Below are 14,607 nucleotides of genomic sequence, written 5' to 3'. Positions count from 1 at the left end.
TTGATGGTGTTACATTTTATCAATTGTTTAATCCCTTAAAAGAGACCATAAAATGGCTGGAGCAAGTTTATTAACGCTACTGGATGACATTGCAACCGTGTTGGATGATGTCGCACTGATGTCTAAGGTGGCAGCGAAAAAAACCGCTGGTGTGTTGGGGGATGATTTAGCGCTGAACGCTCAGCAGGTATCCGGTGTTTCTGCTGAAAGAGAAATCCCAGTGGTATGGGCGGTTGCCAAAGGCTCATTTAAAAACAAGCTGATTTTGGTTCCGGCAGCACTATTGATCAGTGCATTCATTCCTTGGTTGATCATGCCACTACTGGTGATTGGTGGTCTGTTTCTTTGTTTTGAAGGGGCAGAGAAAATCTTAGAAAAGCTCTTTCCTCACGCTCATCAACATGAAGAGAAAGATGAGGAAAGCAGCTCGGGCGAATCTGTTGAAGAGTATGAGAAGAGAAAGGTAGCAGGCGCGATTCGGACTGACTTTATCTTATCTGCGGAAATCATTGTAATTGCGCTGGGTACCGTAACGGGTACAAGTATCGTGACTCAGATTCTTGTAGTGAGTTTGATAGCGGTTGTGATGACGATTGGTGTTTATGGCTTAGTTGCTGGGATCGTGAAGTTGGACGATTTAGGTTTCTATCTCCAGCGAACATCGAATGGGAGTACCATTAAAACTCAATTGGGTAACGGGCTAGTCGCGTTTGCGCCCAAGTTAATGAAGACGCTTGCTGTGGTCGGTACTGCGGCGATGTTCTTGGTTGGCGGCGGTATTGTGGTGCACAACGTTCCTGCGATTCATCATTTAATTGAACCGATTATTATGGACTTCAGTGGACATTCGATTGCAACCGCGGTGGTACCAACGCTGTTGAATGGTGTGATTGGGGTTTTAGCTGGATTGATCGTTGTTGCTGTTTGGACTGTGATTGGAAAAATTCGCGATAAGTAATCGCTCATTATTGGTCTTAATAAAACCCTCTCTCCACGAAACGAAAAAGGGGCACCATAATCATTATGGTGCCCCTTTTAATCTAATGGGTCGTGTTTAATTAACACCACGCTCTTATTTTTCAATATGAGCGCTTATTTACCGACTAAGCGTTTATTTTACAGACCAAGTGTTTATTTCACAGACCAAGCAATCGTCTCGCCGCCACGGATTGGCACAACGATGTCTGAACCGAAAGGCATGGTTTCAGCAACGTTCCACTCTTCTTTAACGAGAGTGATGGTGTCTGAGTTACGTGGCATGCCGTAGAAGTCTGGGCCGTTGTGGCTCGCGAACGCTTCTAGGTTTTCAAGCTTACCCTCTAGTTCAAACACTTCAGTGTAAAGCTCTACTGCTGCGTGCGCAGTGTATGAACCTGCACAACCACATGCTGACTCTTTTGCGCCTTTTGCGTGTGGTGCAGAGTCTGTACCCAAGAAGAACTTCTTGCTGCCGCTTGTTGCAGCTTCGATAAGCGCTAATTGGTGAGTGTTACGCTTCAGGATAGGAAGGCAGTAGAAGTGTGGCTTAATGCCGCCAACCAACATGTGGTTGCGGTTGTAAAGCAGGTGGTGAGCGGTGATGGTTGCTGCCACGTTCTCGTTAGCGTTCTTAACAAAAGTCGCTGCGTCTGCAGTTGTGATGTGCTCAAGAACAATCTTCAGGTTAGGGAAGTCGTTCACAATCGGTGCTAGAACCGTGTCTAAGAACTCTTTTTCACGGTCAAAGATATCAACATCGTGAGCCGTTACTTCACCGTGTACCAGCAGCAACATACCCACTTCTTGCATCGCTTCTAGTACGTGGTAAATCTTTTGAGCTGACGTTACGCCTGAATCCGAGTTAGTCGTCGCGCCTGCTGGGTAAAGCTTTGCAGCCACTACTGCACCAGAATCTTTCGCTTTGCGAATTTCGTCAGGTGTTGTGTTGTCTGTTAGGTAAAGTGCCATTAGAGGCTGGAACTGTTCACTTGGCTGCTCTGCCATGATGCGTTCACGGTAAGCTAAAGCCATTTCGGTATCGGTTACCGGTGGGATGGTGTTTGGCATGATTAACGCTCGACCATTGTAGCGGCTGATATCGCGCACTGTATCTTTTAATACTTCGCCATCGCGTAGATGAACGTGCCAGTCGTCAGGACGAGTAATCGTAAGTTGTGTCATTGAAGGCTCCCACCATTTGAAGTGTTATGTAGTTGGAGCCTAAACTCAGCGAAATCTGTGAAAGCAATCGCTTACGTTTAGGCGACAGGATGATAGTGGAAAAGTACTTTCATTTCATCCTATTTTTAACTCTTCAGGGCTAGGAGCTTGTTTTTCTGAATATTTTATTCGGTATTAATTCTCGGAGATGGTAGGAGGCGGGTTAACGAGTCGCCACCCAGAGTCCGTGAATCATTCCTGGCACCCAGAAGAAGAAAGTCAGGATGATGTTAATCAATAGGTCTTTACCTGCACCACGAGCGAAGAACACGCCAACAGGCGGAAGTAGTACACATAAGATGATAATGACGAGTTTGTTCATGATAAATCCTTTTTATTCAATGAAAGTTCAAAGCAGCAATCGTGTTCAAAGTATAGAACGTATGGAGAGTGTTACTGCATTGCTGCCTTAATGTATCAAAATAGAAAGCTAAACATCTCAAGATAATAGCTTAGTATCAAGTGTTTAATGCCTGCCAGTTTATCTATTTATAACCATTTGTTAGCATTGGGACAAATAACAAAACATTGGAATCGTTATGTCGCAGCTACCGTCAGATCAAAAGGCTTCACAGCAAGTGCCTTCTCTATCTCAAATCAATGTGTTTCCGGTTAAGTCAGTAGGCGGGATTGCACTCTCTTCTGCTTGGGTCGAAAAACAGGGCCTTACCTTCGACAGACGTTTTATGTTGGCGTTAGCTGACGGCTCAATGGTGACGGCACGTAAGTACCCTAAAATGGTCAAGGTATCTTCTAGCTTGCAACCAGACGGTTTGATCTTCACTTATGAAGGTAAACAACCGTTGCGTTTAAAATACGCGAACTTCAAAATGCAAGAAGCACCAGCAACGGTGTGGAAAGACAGCTTCACGGCATACACGACATGTGATGAAGCCGATGATTGGTTCAGTGATGTGTTGGGCGTGCGCGTTGAGCTACTGTTTTCTGGCGAGCAATCGAATCGTGTTCGAGAAAAGCTCGGTCATAATGTGAGCTTTGCCGACGGTTACCCAATGTTAGTGATCAGCCAAGCCTCTCTTGATGAACTCAATCGCCGCAGCCCTGAAACCCATTCAATGGATCAGTTCCGCACCAACTTTGTTGTTTCCAACACAGAACCTTTTGCTGAAGATAGCTGGAAGCGTATCCGAATTGGTGAGGTTGAATTTGAATCCGTTAAGCCTTGTGAACGATGTATCCTAACCACGGTTGATGTCGAGAGTGGTGAGCTTAGAGCGACAAAAGAGCCGCTTAACACCTTTTCTTCATTCCGAGCCAACGAGCGCGGTGGCGTTTTCTTTGGCCAAAACCTTGTGGCTAAAAATGAAGGCTTAGTCAAAGCCGGTGATGTTGTTGAAGTATTAGAAACTAAAGAAAAAGAGCACTACGAAGATACATGGGTAGAATCGCTACACTTAACTTGCGTTGAACGTGAAGAGATCGCTCGAGACTTTACGACGTTCTGGCTAGAGCCAGCGAAAGAGAACTACGCATTACCAAGCTATCAGCCAGGGCAACATCTACCGATTGAAATGGTAATTAATGGCGAAAAAGTGTCTCGTCGTTACACGTTATCTTCGAGCCCATCACGCGCAGGGCGTTTAGCGATTTCTGTAAAGCGAGTGGACGATGGTCAAATCTCAAACTGGCTCAATGATCATTTCCAAGTGGGCGACACTCTAGTTGCTCAAAACCCAGATGGTGCATTCTACTTAGAAGCAAACCCAAAACACCCGTTACTACTATTATCCGCAGGAAGCGGTATTACGCCAATGTTGTCGATGCTGCGTTACTTGGCAGATCATGGTCAAATTGATGATGTGGTTTTCTATCATCAATGCAGCAGCGAAGAAGACATTCCTTATCAAGCTGAGATTGATAAGATCGCTAGTGAGCATGCCGGTCTACGTGTGATTTATTCATTAAGCCAACCAACCAAAGAGTGGGATGGTTTATCTGGCCGTTTGAGTGTGTCTCATGTCGCTAAAATTGAAGAGTTACACAAGCGCCAAGCGTTCGTGTGTGGCCCTGACGGCTTTATGGACAATGCAAAGAAACTGCTGATTCAAATGGGGCTTAATCCTCAGCATTACCACCAAGAAGCGTTTGGTGTCGCTCAGTCGACTGAGGAAGCTGTGAAGCAACTTCAGTTGAGTGTCAATGGCTACTTGTTCGAAGGTAATAATCAATCCACTTTGCTAGAGCAAGCAGAGTCGGCGGGTGTGTCTATTGCTTCAAGTTGTCGTGCGGGTTTCTGTGGCGCTTGTAAAGTGACCCTCGAGTCTGGGCAAGTTCATCAACCTGATGTGCCTGCATTGCAAGAGCATGAACGCAATATGGGTCAGATATTGGCGTGTTGCAGTGTGCCTCAAACCGATATCGAAGTTGTGGATTAACGACTCGTTAGATCTTTAAGAAAAACCATTAAATAGAAAGGCCGGAAGTTCGTTAAATGAACTTCCGGCCTTTTTGATTCTTACAACGTCACTATTTTTACAACCTAGTTCGCCTTACGGTGTTACGGATTGACTAAAATTAATCGTAAATCGTTGGGATAGGTTGACGCTTGTGCTGTGTTGCTTTGTAGATGTTTACTAAGCGATCTGATACGTCTTGAGAGACTTCTTTGCCTTCAAGGAAATCATCGATTTGATCGTAAGAAAGATTCAACGCTGCTTCATCGGCTTTCTGAGGGTCAAGCTCTTCTAGATCAGCAGTTGGTACTTTCTTAACAAGTTGCTCTGGAGCGCCCAGCGTTGCTGCTAGCTCACGAACTTGGCGTTTGTTCAGGCCGAACAAAGGTGCTAAATCACATGCGCCGTCACCGTGCTTAGTGTAGAAGCCAGTAATGTTTTCCGCTGAGTGGTCAGTACCAATCACAAGACCACCAACGTAACCTGCGATTTCGTATTGTGCGATCATGCGAGCACGAGCTTTCACATTACCTTTCACAAAGTCGATTTTTGCTGAATCTGTTGGTAGCAGGCCTGTGCCTTCAAGAGCAACGTGAGATGCAGCGTGAAGCCCATCAACACCAGCTTTAATGTTTACAGAAACAGATTGAGAAGGCTGAATGAAAGACAGAGCAAGTTGTGCTTCGTCTTCATCTTTTTGTTCACCGTAAGGCAGGCGAACCGCAATGAATTGGTAGTCGTCGCTACCAGCGCTTTCATTCAGGCTATCAACGGCCATTTGTGCTAAACGGCCACAAGTTGTCGAATCCACACCGCCACTGATACCAAGGATCAGAGACTTGCAGCCTGACTGCTGAAGTTTAGTTTTGATAAAGTCCACACGGCGAGTCACTTCGAAGTGAGGGTCAATTGAAGGTAGTACGCGCATTTCGTCACGAATTAACTGTTCCATTCGTATTCCTTTCCTGCAAGCAAATTAAAAATCTAGTGTTATCATACCTAAATCATCTGATTTAAAAACCTCTTTGCACAAGCTTAGAAAGAGAAGGCAGTAATAAATAATGGAAAAAATAGCCATTTTCGGTAGTGCGTTTAATCCGCCGAGCTTAGGGCACAAAAGTGTGATTGATTCGTTGGCTCACTTTGACAAAATTCTACTTGTTCCAAGTATTGCCCATGCTTGGGGAAAAGAGATGCTAGACTTTGATACGAGATGTCAGTTAGTTAACGCATTTATTAGCGATCTTTCACTGGATCAAGTGGAGCTTTCTTTGATCGAAAAGAGCCTATTTACTCCAGGTGAAAGCGTCACGACTTATGCAGTGCTCAGTGAACTCCAAAAGTTACATCGTGACGCTGAACTGACGTTTGTTATTGGCCCAGATAACTTCTTTAAATTCTCATCTTTCTATAAATCAGATGAGATTACCAAGCAGTGGTCTGTGATGGCTTGCCCTGAAAAAGTAAAGATTCGTAGTACCGATATCCGCCTTGCTTTGCAAAATGGGAGCAATGTGGCGAAATTGAGTACAAAGTCAGTTACAAAGATATTGCAAGATGGCGAACTGTATACAATAATGTAGATTCACTAATTTAAGAGGTCTGATGACTATGCTAAAGCGCGCGATACCAGCGACGATGATCATTGCAGCATGCAGTATGCCTGCTCACGCTGATTGTGATTTCTTTAGCTTAGATTCGATCATGCTGACTTCTGACGATGAAAATAACTGTTTAGACTTATCTACGAGCCTTGAATCCTTCGGTCAACGTATGATGGAGCTCAGTGGATTAAGCGAAGATGAACCTGAATCAACGGCAGACTATTGGTCTGATTGGGTTATTCAGAGCAAAGATGCGCCTCTATTAACTCAAAGCCTTGAATCTAACTACGTTGGATTAGGTATGTGGTTCCCAGAAGATCTCGAAGATGATCAGTATGATATGTCGACTGAAGAGTGGTTGATGAATCATGGTCTTCAACTGAGCATCGGTTTTGGCGAGAAAGTAGAAGGGCAGCCGCGTATGCGCTTTGATTACCGTTGGCATGACTCACGAGACGCTGACCTCATGATGCAGATTGAATTGCCGTTCTAGACCGTTAGGTTATTAATCGATGCTAAGAATTAAAAAAGCCGCAAAAACTGAGTTTTTGCGGCTTTTTAGTATCTGGTTTGCTGCTTTCATATTAGCTATAACTTATCGCTAAGCTATAAATCTTCGCCAAAAACAAGCATGCACAGCTGTTCAAATTCTTCTTCTTTGCCTGAGAACAAATCATCAATCACAAGTGCACGTTTCTGACCCGACTGCATACGTTTCTTTGCCTCGCGCATTACCATCACCAAGGTGTGTTCTTGCGGTAGGTTCGAGTCATCGATGTTCCACTGATTGAATCGCTGAGACAGAGCACTTTCGCAAAGCAGTGGCTTAAATGCCAACACTTCTTGCTTGAGAACAGAAAGCATATCTTTAAACGCTTGCTCCGTATTATTGGCATTTGAAGCGCGAGCTTTGGTTAGCTCCAACTTTTCCAGCAACGCAGATGAGAGGTTGGTTTGCGTGATGTATCCTGCTTGTCTCGGGAATGAGTCGGTCAAACGAACTGAGAAATCGACACGATTAACCTGGGTGTTTGGAAAGTAGGTCTGTGATGTTAGGCAGTCATATGGAATCCATACACTCTGGCCTGGCTCGACGGCATACTCTTGTTTACCCAGCTTTATCAAAACCAAGCCACTTTGAACCGATACAAGGCTATGTTTAAGTACTTTTTTGCGAGGTGTGATCACCAAGTGTGAAAAGTAAGCCGATGTATATTCAATAGCGAAGTTCATAGATAGTACCTTAATTTTGGGGCGTCAAGATTACCGTTAATTTTCAAGAATGCCAACAATAACAGGGTATTTTCAATCTTTCTGGTCTGACCTTGTCAAAAGTATGGACTCTGTAGCTGCGAGAAGTCAAAACAACGCGTAGAATGAGCCAGATTTTTATTATTTGAATTAAAAAATGACCTCTCCGACCGATCCATATGTTGATATTCGTCCTTACGGCGATGATGAAATTCCAGCGGCACTAAACCGTCTTATTAATGATGAAGAATTTATCAGTGCGATTCTGCACTATCGTTTTTCAAACCATGCGTCTTGGTTTAAAGCATTAATGAGCCCGATCTTGCGCGTTTACTTGAAAATGAAATGGAGCAAGCTGACCAGCGTTGAATCCATTCAGATTGAAGTTAAGAAATACTTGCGAGATACATTAGCGAAAACCACGAATGGTGTGACATACACAGGTGTAGAGTCACTGGACGCTAGTCAAGCTTACCTGTTTATTTCAAATCACCGCGATATTGCTATGGATCCGGCGTTAGTTAACTACGCATTGCATCACAACAATCACCAAACTTGCCGTATTGCAATTGGTGACAACTTGTTGAAGAAACCATGTGCGACTGAACTGATGCGCCTTAATAAGAGCTTTATTGTAAAGCGTTCTTTGAAAGGGCCTCGTGAGATGATGAAAGCACTAGGGCAGTTGTCTTCGTACATCAAGCATTCTTTGGAAACGGGCAATTCTATCTGGATCGCTCAAAAGGAAGGCCGTGCAAAAGACGGCAATGATTTTACTGAGCCAGCAATCTTGAAGATGTTCCACGTTGAAGGTCGTAAGCAAAAAATTGCATTCCCTGAATACGTGAAGTCGTTGAAGATCGTTCCTGTGTCTATTTCTTACGAAAACGATCCATGTGACATCGCGAAAGCGATCGAGCTTTTTGAAAAAGACGTAAACGGCAGTTACGAAAAGGGTGAATTTGAAGATATCGAAAGTATCATTCAAGGTATCATCGGCAATAAAGGACGTGTTCATGTTGGTTTCGGTCAGGTTATCGACCAAGATTTTGATACGCCTGAAGCGCTTGCTCAAGAGATCGACCGTCAGATCCACGACAACTACAAACTGTTTCCAGTAAACTTACTGGCAGCGGAAAAAGAAGACGAGTCGATTACAGCAGCGGTTAAGCAGGAGTTTGAAGATAAACTATCTGGCTTGCCACAAGGTGCTCGTCAGTACTTGATCGACAGCTATGCGAACCCAGTGAAGAACATTGGTTAACGAGCGTTAGTTAGCTTGTGAGTTGAGTCGTAACTTGCTTGAATTGAAAAAGGAGCCTTGGGCTCCTTTTTTGTTTCTGAATTACTACTTGCTGCTGCATTAGAGTTTTAGATCATTAGAGCATTAGAGCATTAGAGCAATAGAGCAATAGAGCAATAGAGCAATAGAGTTTTAGGCTGAATTAGCGAGCGACAGCGCCACCAAGCTCTAGGTTGGTTGGCCACGTGGTAATCGTGTTACCACCGAGGTAGATATTACCTTTGACCGTCATGGTGTCGGGAAATGTTGTAATCCCAGAACCGCCTATATATAAATCGCCATCAATCACTATCCCGTTTGGTAGCTCTGTCAAAGGCGTACGAATCACGCTCAGGTCACCTTTTACTCTAAAGCCATTGGGTAGCCTCTGGAGGGGAGTATCCGTGAGGTTAATAAATCCGCCCACTCTCACACCTCTTGGCCAACTGGTAATCTGACTACCAATCAAGTCGGCATAGCCTTTTATCTTCACTCCTGAGGGAACCCGCGAGAGTTGGCTGTTACCGCCTTTAAGACTTCCGTTTACTTCCAACCCTTTGGGTAGGCGGGTAATCGCAGTGTTCTCAATATTGAGGTTGCCATCAACGACTAACCCTGTTGGCAGTGATGTGTATGGCTTATTTCGTAAATATAAGTTTCCGTAATTATCCAGATGGTTCAATATTTGATACTGATCGAGTGGTTCAGCAGTCACATTTGTTATGGTTAAAGAACCAATAATAAGTGCAATTATTCGGAGCATAACAAGCTTCTTATTACGATAGACGTTAACACTATAAAGAAAAAATTATTCTCGCATAGTGTTTTACTCATTTGTTGGTAGGTAGAAAGGAATAAGAGACATGAAAGGTAAATTTTCGGTTCGAATAAAGCATCAAATTCTAAAATGCTTTGTGATTCTGACCTCTGCGTTTTGTTCAATATCAGTAAGTGCTAATAAAATAATATCAACGCCTGCAAAAGCGGCAGTGGTTGTCACTCAGAGTACTTCACAGAAACGAGTTTGTTATTACAATGATAAGGCATATAGTGTTGGTGCTATCGTTGAGGTCACTGGTGTTGTGATTAAATGTGCGGCTGAAAATGACTTTGAGACCAATGGTGCTCTAGGTTGGGTTGAAATAATAAAAAAAGACGAGTAATAAACTCGTCTTTTAATTATATGAGTATAAGTGCTTATATTAACGCGCTAGAGAGCGAGTCTTAAGTTCGAAAATAATTTTCTCAGCGCTTACTTCAAATTTAAAGCGTGCGTGCAATTCTGTGCTGTCTTCAGTCATCTCTGATGCTTCAAATTCAACATTGCTAGACACTTGCTTTGCTAACTCAACGTACTTAGCTAATTCAGCTTCAATAAGGGCTTTGGAGTTGCCGTAAACCGTTACCTCAGCAACCTCGTCGCCTTCTTTAATGATGAAGCCAATTTCACCTGCGCAACCGCAAGCCTCACATACATCGTTGTTACCAATATCTTGGCTCATAAATAATCCTCTTACAAAGTCTGAGGTTATTCTAACGAGCAATTTGAACTGTATCTACAAAAATTAAAACCTTTGAACTAATTTATACTGGTATGCTATGTTGTTTGTTAAGGTGTTTAATGAATATCTACATTCGCGCCGATAAATATGTATGTGATTTACCTCACGTTTTGTTGAAAAGGAATGTTATTAATTTGTCAGAATATCATTCACTTAGTTGCGTCAGGAATGATTTTATAAGACTATCTATCGCTTGATAGGTATTTATACAATGAATTTTTCGTTGGGTATTTCATATTCTAAGTCGTTATTTAAAATTATCGACTTAGGATTGTAAGGTGATTTTCGAAGAATAATTAGACAAAGTGTCCAAAGAGACATCACTGTAAAATTGTTCGTACATAGTATTTGTGTGCATTTAGTTCTAAATACTTGCGAAAAAACATCTTGCTCACATAATGCTGATAACGATTTTCATTCTGACTTCATTTGATTGAGTTAGATGGATTTACAAAGAGAAGAGCCTGAATATGCCAAAGCGTAGTAAAGAAGATACAGAAATCACGATCCAGAAGATCATGGATGCCGTTGTGGACCAGCTATTGAGATTGGGTTACGACAAGATGTCATACACGACATTGAGTCAACAAACAGGCGTTTCTCGTACAGGTATTAGTCATCACTTTCCTAAGAAAACGGATTTTACTGCTGCTTTAGACGGTCGTATTTTCAAGATGTTTATGGAACACATTGACTTTGAAAATGGCCTTGACGCATTTTCAGCTAGCTGGGTTGCAGCACTTGAAGACGCTGAGTTCCTAGCAATTTTACGTTTACTTTTCCATCATATCGTTACTGCTGAGAGCGCTCATGAGTTCGCTGCAAACGGTATTGACCGTCTATACAAGCTGACTGAAACTCAGTTTGGTGATACTAGCGGTAAAGAACTAGAGTGGTTGATTGGTAAGTCATTGATTCGCATGAGTCAGTAATCAACACACGATAAAAGAAGCTCCTACGGGGGCTTTTTTTGTGTCTGCAATTTCTCTTTCTCTTTCTCTTTCTCTTTCTCTTTCTCTTTCTCTTTTTCTCTCGCTTTTTCTCTCGAACTCATATCGCTTCTGCTATCTTGCTTTGTGCCAAATGAAGTTATTTCTTTTCTTTTTATATGCCTACGCTCGAGTCTTACATTCCACCTCAATTGCGAAAAGCTTAGCAACACTAACTGATTATGTTTATTTCTAGAGCCTCAAACGCTCTGGGTGAGCCGTTTTATAGCTTATTGCTATGGTTACTAACAAAATTGAGTTTAAGGCGAGAGAGAGGCTGTGAGCCAATAAAAAAGCCTCGACTAAATCGAGGCTTTGAATGGTGTCGGCGTTAGAAGGAACGAATACTCTAAATGCGCCAGTTTTTGATTGCGTTTATTGTGCGGGATGAACCTGAGGGAAGCTCATGGTTGGGTGCTTTTCTACGATACTTTTGTATCCATATACGTCTTCAATCATTGACGGCTTTAGCGCCTCCCAAGGACTTCCATCGCAAACTAAGTGTCCATCCTTCAATACCACTAATCGGTCGGAATATTGAGCGGCCAGGTTTAAGTCATGCAAAACTACGATAACCGCGGCATTGTGGTTGTCGGCGAGATCTCTCGCGATCTTTAAGGTGTTGTGCTGGTGGGCAAGATCCAGTGCTGATGTGGGTTCATCAAGCATCAAGATACATTGGTCACCAGAATAGTGAAGCTGGGTTAGCACTCGAGCCAAGTGAACACGCTGTTTTTCACCGCCGGATAGCGAAGGGTAGAGCCTTTCACTTAAGTGAGTCACATCGGCAACATCCATTTTCTGGCTAGCGATGCTGGTGAGGTTCTTGTTGGACTCTTGCAGAGGAATGCCACCAAGCTCGACAACTTCATGTGCCAAAAATGGGAAGGTCAACGTACTGTGCTGAGGTAGCATAGCCAGATGCTTCGCCAATTTTTGAGAAGGCCACTTGTCTTTGGTGTGTCCAAAATATTGGATATCGCCGTTGCTTGATATCTCTTGGCACAAGGCTTTAAGTAACGTGCTTTTTCCTGCGCCATTTGGCCCAAGCAGTGTGGTTACCTTTCCTGCCTCAATCTCAATAGAAACGCCATCTAATATCACTTTGCTGCCGAACTTCACTTCGATATCGGTCGCTTTTAACGCTGAAGGAAACATTAAAGGATTCTCCCTTTCTGTTGAAATAGTAGATACAAGAAGAATGGAGCGCCGATGATCGCGGTGACAATACCTACAGGCAATTCTGCTGGTGCCAGTACCACACGAGAGAACATGTCTGCGGCTGTTAGCAATAGTGCGCCTAGCACTGCTGACAATGGCAAAAGAACTCGGTGATCTGGGCCTGCCAACATACGACCTAAATGAGGGATAACGAGCCCGATGAAACCGATCATGCCAGACAGGCTCACTGTGATACCAACGCCTGCGGCTGTCAGCAGAATGAGCTTTCGTTTGAGTTTTTGTACTGGAATGCCAAGGTGTTGCGCTTCTGACTCACCTAAGAGCAGGGCATTCAGTGACATCGCTTGACGGTAAAAAACAATAAAGAGTGCTACGAGCGTAACTGCAGCAAGCAAAATGCCTGACCACTTCGCTCCTGCTAGTGAACCCATCGACCATAACGAAAGATCACGCAGCATTTGGTCATCAGCGATGAAGTTCAAGAACCCAATACCAGCCCCAGAGAGCGCACTGATCGCCACACCCGCCAACAACATGATGGTTACTGAGGTTCCGAATTTACCCGTGCCCAGTTTATAGACCAAGAGTGTGGTTAAAGCGCCACCTAAAAAGGCAAACACAGGAACGGCCGCAAAATTCATGAAGGCCGGGTATTGCAATGAGAGTTCAGAGAAAAGAACAATAGCCAACGCTGCACCTAATGCCGCGCCTGCAGAGACACCGATGATCCCCGGCTCAGCAAGCGGGTTGCGGAATAGCCCCTGCATAACCGCACCACACAAAGCGAGAATCGCGCCGATTAGCATGCATAAAATGGTTCTAGGTAAGCGAATCTCTTGAATCACTAAATTGATGTGTGGGGCTAAATCATTGTTTGGTTGGAGTAAGCTCGCTGCACTGTCAGCTAAGCTAATGTTCATTGGCCCAACGGTAATTGAGAACAGTGCGACGAAGACTAGGGTAGCCCCTAGGCCTAACATCGATGTTTTCAGTGGGACGGATCGTAGCAACATAAAGGGCCTCAATGTCCATCGCTAGCTTCAATATCCATCACCAACATTGCGGAAAAGCGGGTTGGTAATGGAAACTGAGCTAGCAACAGTAAGAATAGGGTGGTCGAGTTATAGCGGGTAGATAAGTTATAACGGATAGATAAGAGCGTTTAATCGCTTGGCTTCTGAAAGGCTTTCGAGGCCAAGTCCGCCGACTAATGCACTGCCTTTTACGGTAATGATTTGTTTGTTCATGCCAGCAGGAGTCGCTGCTAACATAGGCAGCGATTTAAGAATGGCGTCAGCGCCGCCCATTTTTTGGTAGCTGCGGCCACTCACCAAGATGACATCAGGCTGCATTTCAACGAGTGATTCCATCGATAGTGGTTTGTAAGACGTCAGGCTTTTAGCCGCAGGGTTTACACCGCCAGCCAATTCAATGATCGCGTTTGGTGACGTTTCACCGCCAGCAACGTTCGCCGGGCGACCTTCATGCAATAATAAGAACAGAACTTTCTTCGCTTCGTTGTTGGGTACTTGGTTTGCTTTTAGTGCCGCAATCTTCTTATTTACTTCAGCTTTGACTTGCTGTGAGTGAGCTTCGGTGTGGGTAATTTTTGCGATTTGGTCGATACGCTTTAATAACCCCTCAACGTTTGCTTCGGTATTGACGATCTCGACATCGACACCGGCAGATTTCAATTGAGAAATGGCGTTGTCAGGTCCCATTTCATCTGAGCCAATTAGTGTCGTTGGCTCTAAAGCAATCAAGCCTTCTGCTGAAAGGTTTCGGTGGTAACCAATCTTCGGCAGGTTCTCTGCTTGAGGGAAATGGCTGGTCACATCAATCGCCACTAACTGCTCTTCAGCACCTAGAGCTAAAACCAATTCAGTCACAGCACTGCCCGCACTGATGATTCGAGGTTGCTCAGCGTCGTTAGCATTGGCGATAGGTGCTGTTAGTACCAAACTCATTGCAGCGATTGCGAGTAAGTGTTTGTTATTATTTAATTTGTTGAGCATTTTTAAGTCTTTCATAATAATTTCTTTATACTTTCTTCTGATGGAGAGTAATCGCGAAGATACTCAGTGAGCAGTTCGTTCGCATATTGAGTTCGAATCGATAGAGAGG

Annotated in this window: 16 protein-coding genes; 7 read left to right on the top strand and 9 right to left on the bottom strand. The window is 43.8% G+C overall.

Annotated elements, in window-relative coordinates; translation table 11 throughout:
- Window positions 1-52 precede the first annotated feature (52 nt).
- Entirely contained in the window at window positions 53-958 is a 906-nt protein-coding gene (locus L3V36_RS20365; RefSeq protein WP_017095842.1) for a DUF808 domain-containing protein, read from the top strand.
- A gap of 173 nt (window positions 959-1,131) precedes the next feature.
- On the opposite strand, the gene pyrC is transcribed toward L3V36_RS20365, so the two are convergent.
- Complete coding sequence (gene pyrC / locus L3V36_RS20360; RefSeq protein ID WP_208775370.1) at window positions 1,132-2,160, bottom strand: dihydroorotase; 1,029 nt, start codon at window positions 2,158-2,160, stop codon at window positions 1,132-1,134.
- Between the two features lie 202 nt (window positions 2,161-2,362).
- Entirely contained in the window at window positions 2,363-2,521 is a 159-nt protein-coding gene (locus tag L3V36_RS20355; protein ID WP_004731890.1) for a YqaE/Pmp3 family membrane protein, read from the bottom strand.
- A gap of 217 nt (window positions 2,522-2,738) precedes the next feature.
- Here L3V36_RS20355 and L3V36_RS20350 point away from each other — a divergent pair, with 217 nt between their 5' ends.
- A complete protein-coding gene (locus L3V36_RS20350; RefSeq protein WP_102446953.1) occupies window positions 2,739-4,595 on the top strand; it encodes a hybrid-cluster NAD(P)-dependent oxidoreductase in 1,857 nt (618 codons plus the stop codon).
- Between the two features lie 139 nt (window positions 4,596-4,734).
- On the opposite strand, the gene nadE is transcribed toward L3V36_RS20350, so the two are convergent.
- Window positions 4,735-5,565 carry an ammonia-dependent NAD(+) synthetase gene (gene nadE, locus L3V36_RS20345; RefSeq protein WP_017095623.1) on the bottom strand — a complete coding sequence of 277 codons (831 nt, stop codon included), beginning with the start codon at window positions 5,563-5,565 and terminating at the stop codon, window positions 4,735-4,737.
- Window positions 5,566-5,674: 109 nt separating this feature from the next.
- Between nadE and L3V36_RS20340 the strand changes: the two genes are divergently transcribed.
- Together L3V36_RS20340 and L3V36_RS20335 are read left to right on the top strand one after the other, a co-directional pair.
- Complete coding sequence (locus L3V36_RS20340) at window positions 5,675-6,196, top strand: nicotinate-nicotinamide nucleotide adenylyltransferase (RefSeq protein ID WP_017081421.1); 522 nt, start codon at window positions 5,675-5,677, stop codon at window positions 6,194-6,196.
- Between the two features lie 22 nt (window positions 6,197-6,218).
- Entirely contained in the window at window positions 6,219-6,710 is a 492-nt protein-coding gene (locus L3V36_RS20335; protein WP_017077380.1) for a hypothetical protein, read from the top strand.
- Between the two features lie 113 nt (window positions 6,711-6,823).
- Here L3V36_RS20335 and L3V36_RS20330 read toward each other — a convergent pair whose 3' ends face one another.
- Window positions 6,824-7,450, bottom strand: coding sequence for an AraC family transcriptional regulator (locus L3V36_RS20330; protein ID WP_102446954.1), 627 nt, complete (start codon window positions 7,448-7,450; stop codon window positions 6,824-6,826).
- A 175-nt stretch (window positions 7,451-7,625) separates the two neighbouring features.
- On the opposite strand from L3V36_RS20330, the gene L3V36_RS20325 reads away from it, so the two are divergent.
- Window positions 7,626-8,732 carry a 1-acyl-sn-glycerol-3-phosphate acyltransferase gene (locus tag L3V36_RS20325; RefSeq protein ID WP_029222283.1) on the top strand — a complete coding sequence of 369 codons (1,107 nt, stop codon included), beginning with the start codon at window positions 7,626-7,628 and terminating at the stop codon, window positions 8,730-8,732.
- 181 nt (window positions 8,733-8,913) lie between these two features.
- Here L3V36_RS20325 and L3V36_RS20320 read toward each other — a convergent pair whose 3' ends face one another.
- Window positions 8,914-9,513 (bottom strand): hypothetical protein, encoded by a 600-nt coding sequence (locus tag L3V36_RS20320; RefSeq protein ID WP_102446955.1) that lies wholly within the window; start codon window positions 9,511-9,513, stop codon window positions 8,914-8,916.
- Between the two features lie 100 nt (window positions 9,514-9,613).
- Here L3V36_RS20320 and L3V36_RS20315 point away from each other — a divergent pair, with 100 nt between their 5' ends.
- Window positions 9,614-9,913 (top strand): DUF1496 domain-containing protein, encoded by a 300-nt coding sequence (locus L3V36_RS20315; protein WP_017081902.1) that lies wholly within the window; start codon window positions 9,614-9,616, stop codon window positions 9,911-9,913.
- A 39-nt stretch (window positions 9,914-9,952) separates the two neighbouring features.
- Here the strand turns inward: L3V36_RS20315 and L3V36_RS20310 are convergent, their stop codons facing one another.
- Complete coding sequence (locus L3V36_RS20310; RefSeq protein ID WP_004731876.1) at window positions 9,953-10,252, bottom strand: YfcZ/YiiS family protein; 300 nt, start codon at window positions 10,250-10,252, stop codon at window positions 9,953-9,955.
- Between the two features lie 530 nt (window positions 10,253-10,782).
- Between L3V36_RS20310 and L3V36_RS20305 the strand changes: the two genes are divergently transcribed.
- On the top strand, window positions 10,783-11,244 hold the full coding sequence (locus L3V36_RS20305; RefSeq protein ID WP_004731875.1) for a TetR/AcrR family transcriptional regulator: 462 nt from the start codon (window positions 10,783-10,785) through the stop codon (window positions 11,242-11,244).
- Window positions 11,245-11,676: 432 nt separating this feature from the next.
- Here L3V36_RS20305 and L3V36_RS20300 read toward each other — a convergent pair whose 3' ends face one another.
- The 3 genes from L3V36_RS20300 to L3V36_RS20290 all read right to left on the bottom strand — a co-directional run bounded on the left by L3V36_RS20300 (window position 11,677) and on the right by L3V36_RS20290 (window position 14,513).
- Window positions 11,677-12,459 carry a heme ABC transporter ATP-binding protein gene (locus L3V36_RS20300; RefSeq protein WP_102446957.1) on the bottom strand — a complete coding sequence of 261 codons (783 nt, stop codon included), beginning with the start codon at window positions 12,457-12,459 and terminating at the stop codon, window positions 11,677-11,679.
- Complete coding sequence (locus L3V36_RS20295; protein WP_029222281.1) at window positions 12,459-13,496, bottom strand: iron ABC transporter permease; 1,038 nt, start codon at window positions 13,494-13,496, stop codon at window positions 12,459-12,461. Before L3V36_RS20295 ends, L3V36_RS20300 begins: the two co-directional genes overlap by 1 nt.
- Before the next feature lie 126 nt (window positions 13,497-13,622).
- Window positions 13,623-14,513 carry an ABC transporter substrate-binding protein gene (locus L3V36_RS20290; RefSeq protein WP_004731869.1) on the bottom strand — a complete coding sequence of 297 codons (891 nt, stop codon included), beginning with the start codon at window positions 14,511-14,513 and terminating at the stop codon, window positions 13,623-13,625.
- Window positions 14,514-14,607: the final 94 nt, after the last annotated feature.

Source organism: Vibrio sp. G-C-1, from assembly GCF_021728015.1.
Lineage (GTDB): Bacteria > Pseudomonadota > Gammaproteobacteria > Enterobacterales > Vibrionaceae > Vibrio > Vibrio splendidus.
This window is presented reverse-complemented; position numbering and strand designations above follow the sequence as displayed.

Excerpts from the sequence above, each read along its gene's own strand:
- L3V36_RS20365 (WP_017095842.1), top strand. The coding sequence starts at position 53 with ATGGCTGGAGCAAGTTTATTAACGCTACTGGATGACATTGCAACCGTG.
- pyrC (WP_208775370.1), bottom strand. The coding sequence starts at position 2,160 with ATGACACAACTTACGATTACTCGTCCTGACGACTGGCACGTTCATCTA.
- L3V36_RS20355 (WP_004731890.1), bottom strand. The coding sequence starts at position 2,521 with ATGAACAAACTCGTCATTATCATCTTATGTGTACTACTTCCGCCTGTT.
- L3V36_RS20350 (WP_102446953.1), top strand. The coding sequence starts at position 2,739 with ATGTCGCAGCTACCGTCAGATCAAAAGGCTTCACAGCAAGTGCCTTCT.
- nadE (WP_017095623.1), bottom strand. The coding sequence starts at position 5,565 with ATGGAACAGTTAATTCGTGACGAAATGCGCGTACTACCTTCAATTGAC.
- L3V36_RS20340 (WP_017081421.1), top strand. The coding sequence starts at position 5,675 with ATGGAAAAAATAGCCATTTTCGGTAGTGCGTTTAATCCGCCGAGCTTA.
- L3V36_RS20335 (WP_017077380.1), top strand. The coding sequence starts at position 6,219 with ATGACTATGCTAAAGCGCGCGATACCAGCGACGATGATCATTGCAGCA.
- L3V36_RS20330 (WP_102446954.1), bottom strand. The coding sequence starts at position 7,450 with ATGAACTTCGCTATTGAATATACATCGGCTTACTTTTCACACTTGGTG.
- L3V36_RS20325 (WP_029222283.1), top strand. The coding sequence starts at position 7,626 with ATGACCTCTCCGACCGATCCATATGTTGATATTCGTCCTTACGGCGAT.
- L3V36_RS20320 (WP_102446955.1), bottom strand. The coding sequence starts at position 9,513 with ATGCTCCGAATAATTGCACTTATTATTGGTTCTTTAACCATAACAAAT.
- L3V36_RS20315 (WP_017081902.1), top strand. The coding sequence starts at position 9,614 with ATGAAAGGTAAATTTTCGGTTCGAATAAAGCATCAAATTCTAAAATGC.
- L3V36_RS20310 (WP_004731876.1), bottom strand. The coding sequence starts at position 10,252 with ATGAGCCAAGATATTGGTAACAACGATGTATGTGAGGCTTGCGGTTGC.
- L3V36_RS20305 (WP_004731875.1), top strand. The coding sequence starts at position 10,783 with ATGCCAAAGCGTAGTAAAGAAGATACAGAAATCACGATCCAGAAGATC.
- L3V36_RS20300 (WP_102446957.1), bottom strand. The coding sequence starts at position 12,459 with ATGTTTCCTTCAGCGTTAAAAGCGACCGATATCGAAGTGAAGTTCGGC.
- L3V36_RS20295 (WP_029222281.1), bottom strand. The coding sequence starts at position 13,496 with ATGTTGCTACGATCCGTCCCACTGAAAACATCGATGTTAGGCCTAGGG.
- L3V36_RS20290 (WP_004731869.1), bottom strand. The coding sequence starts at position 14,513 with ATGAAAGACTTAAAAATGCTCAACAAATTAAATAATAACAAACACTTA.